This is a genomic window from Intrasporangium sp. (genome assembly GCF_040414665.1).
Lineage (GTDB): Bacteria > Actinomycetota > Actinomycetes > Actinomycetales > Dermatophilaceae > Intrasporangium.
Map to the genome: position 1 here is coordinate 1 of NZ_JBEDUL010000043.1, position 3962 is coordinate 3962.

The window sequence follows — 3962 nt, forward strand, 5'->3', positions numbered from 1 at the left end:
TCGACAACGGCTCGCGCGTAGGCGGCGACGTCGTTCGGCTGGACATAGCGGGCGGCGTCCTGAGCCGAGACTCGCGTCTCGGTGAGATCGAAGGCCACGACCGGCAGGCCGAAGGACATGTACTCCATCGTCTTGTTCATCGTCGAGACGTCGTTGAGCGGGTTGAGCGGATCAGGGGACAACCCGATGTCCGCTGTCGACAGGACCTCAGCCACGGTCTCGTCCGGCACGCGCCCGGGCATCTCGACGAAGTCCTGCAGTCCCAAGCGGTTTCGCTCCGCCACCAGGTCGGCGTGAGAGTCGCCGGCGCCCATGAGGGTGAACGAGATGTCGCGGCGGCCCATCGAGTTGACGATGAGGTCAGCCGCACGGAGGGCGATGTCGACACCGTCCTGCGGGCCCATCACACCGAGGTAGGCGACGAGGTGCTCTCGGCCACGCCGCAGCTCCGGCACCGCCTCCCGACGCCGGAGCCGGTCCGGGTCGGGCCCGGTGCGGACGACGGTGACGGACCCTGCCGGGACACCCCCACGGCCGGTCGCGACAGCGGCATACGACTCATTGGTGGAAGCCACGCGGTCCGCTGCGCGGAACGTCTCGCGCTCGAGCCGGAGCAACGCACGGTGCAGCACCCGAGGCCCCTCCGTGAACCGCGACATGTAGAGCTCCGGGCACAGGTCATGGTGGTCGAAGACGAACCGCGAGCCATCACGACGACGCAGCCACCGCGCCAGCGGCCAGAAGATGTCTGGTGGGTTGCATGCCTGGACGACGTCGAAGGCTCCTACCCGTCTCTCTCTGAGCGCAATACGCGCCGTTGCCAGGAACGAGTACGCGTACTCGAGCGCGAAGCCGACCGCGGATCCTCCTGGTGCGTAGGCCCGGTAAGGGACGATACGCACTCCGTCGACGACCCGCTCCTCCCAGGTCCCCTCCCCTGCGGGGCAGATCACGGTGACGTCGTAGCCGGCACCGGTCAGCGTCTGGCACTCCAGCCAGACCCTCCGGTCAAACGGCACTGGCAGGTTCTGGACGATGATCAGGACGCGCGGACGGGTGCGCATGGGGCGAATCCTGCTCACCAACTGACCCCCTCGTAGCCCGGGAGGTGCTCGACGAGGTCGCCCAGGCGACCATTGGTGTCGAGCACGACTTGTGCGTTCGACCGCGCCAGCGCACCGAGCACCGCCGGGTGGGAGGACGCGACGATGACGACCTCGGCCCCTTCGAGCGCCTCCTCCGGGCTGTCAGCCAGCAGCCGGTTGACGTGGGCCAGCTTGCTCTGCAGATGGCGCAGGTTCCCGCCCACGAGGCGGTCCGGCCTGACGATCGGGTCGTAGATACGGACCTCGAGGCCCTTGCCGACGAGTCGCTCGGCGAGCTCGAGACTGGGACTCTCACGCAGGTCGTCGGTGTTCATCTTGAAGCTGAGACCGAGCAGGCACACATGTCGGTGTTCGGTCGCGAGAACCCGGTCGACGACGTTGCGGACGACGAGCTCGTTGCTCATCGTCGTGGCGCTGATGAGCGGGAGGTCGACGGCCAGGTGCCGGGCCAGGTGCTGCAGCGCCCGCAGGTCTTTCGGGAGGCACGAGCCTCCGAAGGCGAACCCTGGGCGCAGGTAGGCCGGTGCGATGTTGAGCTTGCGGTCCTCGCAGAGGATCTCCATGACCCTTCGGGAGTCCACCGCGCACTGGGAGAACACGCGTCCCATCTCATTGGCGAAGGTGATCTTCACGGCATGGAAGGCGTTGCACGCGTACTTGAGCGCCTCGGCCGTCGGCACGTCGACGTGGTGCACCCCGCAGTCGAGGAAGCCGAACAGCTCTGCGAGCAGCTCTCTGGTGTGTGGCTGCTCGGACCCGACCACGACGAAGGGCGGGTTGAAGAAGTCCTCGACGCCACAGCCCTCACGGAGGAACTCCGGGCACATGGCTGTCTCCACGGACCATCCCGGAGGGAGCCGTTCCGGCGCAAAGGCTGGCGCAACGACGGACGCCCCAGTTCCCGGCGGAACCGTCGACCGGATGACCACGGAGTGCACGCCGGATTTCGGAGCGCGGACCCGTCCCATGGCCTCGCGCATCGCGTCGAGGACCCGCGTCACGTAGGACAGGTCGGTCTCCCCCCGCATCAGCGACGGCGTGCCCACGCAGATCAGCGAGACCTCCGCACGGTCCAACGCGTCCGCTACGTCACTAGTCGCACGGAGTGAACCGGCTGCAACGGTCTCTGCCACCAGCTCGTCGATCCCCGGCTCGACGACGGGACTGATGCCCCGACTGACGAGCTCTACTTTCGAGGCATCGACGTCGACACCGACGACCTCGTGGCCCTGGGACGCCAGGCCGGCAGCGGTGATCGTGCCGACATAGCCCAGTCCGAAAATGGTCACCTTCACGGCAGTTCCCCACCCCTCGACGCCGACGCCCCCGGTGCTACGTCAGAAGTGTGACCCCCGACATTGGCGAGATTCGGCCAAACCCGAGAAGTAGTCCATTTGATACCGAAAAGTCCGAATCGCCGACGGGCATCACCTGTCGTGCCCACGGTGACGGAGCGCCACAGGCGGCGGGCGTCAGTGCGTCGTGGGCGCGATGCGGCGCAACTGGTCACCGAGCGCCGCCATCGGCTGGGCCGCCCGATCCCCCTCAGAGAGAACGCTCGCCGCCATCGGCCACGGGATCCCCAGGTCGGGGTCATCATGGGCGATGGTCAGGTTCTCCGACGGGTCATGGTCCCGATCGATCCGGTAGGAGACGTCAGCCGGGTCGGTGAGCGCCTGGAACCCGTGGGCACAGCCGGCCGGGATGTACACGGACTCCTGGCTGTCCCCATCCAGGTCGAAGGAGAGCCATTGGCCGAAGGCCGGCGACCCCGGCCGCAGGTCCACCACGACGTCGAACACGGCCCCCGCGGAGCAGCGGACGAGCTTGCCCTCACCACGCCCGATCCGCGTGTGCAGGCCACGGATGACGCCGACCCGGGTTCTGGAGATGCTGTCCTGGACGAAGGACCCTGGGTCAACGCCAGCCTGCCGGGCCACGGCAGCGTCGAAAGTCCGTGAGAAGAACCCTCGCTCGTCGCGGTGAGGAGAGGGCGCAAAGACCACCACACCGGGAATCGATGTCTTCCTGAAGTCCACCGCCTCGACCCTCCCCTGGCTTCTGCCGTTCGAAGCCATGTAACACCACGCTGTGCCACCATGGGTCCCGTTCGCCACGAACCTTGGGGGTGTCTCCTTGCAGCCAGACCCGACCACGATGCCCTCGCGCCCCCGTGAGCACCACCTCGAGCGCCCCACGAGCCGCTGATGCTCGGCCTGACGCCCCCGCCGGGACCGCTGCGCGTCCTTGCTCTGGGCGCCCACCCGGATGATATCGAGATCGGCTGCGGCGGAATGCTGCTCAAGATCGCTGACCGGCCGGGCACCACCCTGCGAGGGGCGATCCTCACAGGCTCACCTGAGCGGGCGGCTGAGGCCGCTGCTGCCCTGCCCGCGTTCTGTCCGGGCGCAGTACTCGAGTCGGGCACACTTCCGGACGGTCGCCTGCCGGGACACTGGTCGGAGGTCAAGGAGTTCCTCCACGACCTCGCAGGTCGCTTCGAGCCGGATCTCGTGCTCTGTCCCAGAGTGGACGACGCGCACCAGGACCATCGGCTCGTGGGGCGGCTCGCAAGCACGGTGTGGCGCGACGTGCTGATCCTGCAGTACGAGATCCCGAAGTGGGACGCGGACCTGCGACCCCCCACGCACTATGTCGCCCTCTCCGAGGAGCAGGCAAGGCGCAAGGTCGACCTGCTCAACACGCACTACACCTCGCAGGTGAACCGGGACTGGTGGGATGACGAGCTGTTCCTCGGCCTCATGCGGCTGCGCGGGGTGGAGTGCAAGTCCCGCTACGCCGAGGCGTTCCACACGGCGAAGGTCTCCCTCGACCTCTGACGACACCGAGCCGCCG

General features: G+C 67.7%; 4 protein-coding genes. 1 reads left to right on the forward strand and 3 read right to left on the reverse strand.

The features are described 5' to 3' along the window. From ABF401_RS04935 to rfbC, 3 genes are all read right to left on the reverse strand, one after another. The coding region (locus tag ABF401_RS04935) for a glycosyltransferase family 4 protein (RefSeq protein ID WP_353508424.1) at nt 1-1064 on the reverse strand (1064 nt) is incomplete at its 3' end. Between the two features lie 14 nt (nt 1065-1078). Next, on the reverse strand, nt 1079-2401 hold the full coding sequence (locus ABF401_RS04940; RefSeq protein ID WP_353508425.1) for a nucleotide sugar dehydrogenase: 1323 nt from the start codon (nt 2399-2401) through the stop codon (nt 1079-1081). A 177-nt stretch (nt 2402-2578) separates the two neighbouring features. Then, the gene (gene rfbC, locus ABF401_RS04945) at nt 2579-3145 is read right to left on the reverse strand and encodes a dTDP-4-dehydrorhamnose 3,5-epimerase (protein ID WP_353508426.1); all 567 of its coding nucleotides are present in this window, start codon (nt 3143-3145) and stop codon (nt 2579-2581) included. A gap of 168 nt (nt 3146-3313) precedes the next feature. On the opposite strand from rfbC, the gene ABF401_RS04950 reads away from it, so the two are divergent. Then, nucleotides 3314-3946, forward strand: a complete 633-nt coding sequence (locus tag ABF401_RS04950; RefSeq protein WP_353508427.1) for a PIG-L deacetylase family protein — start codon at nt 3314-3316, stop codon at nt 3944-3946. The last annotated feature ends 16 nt before the right edge of the window (nt 3947-3962 follow it).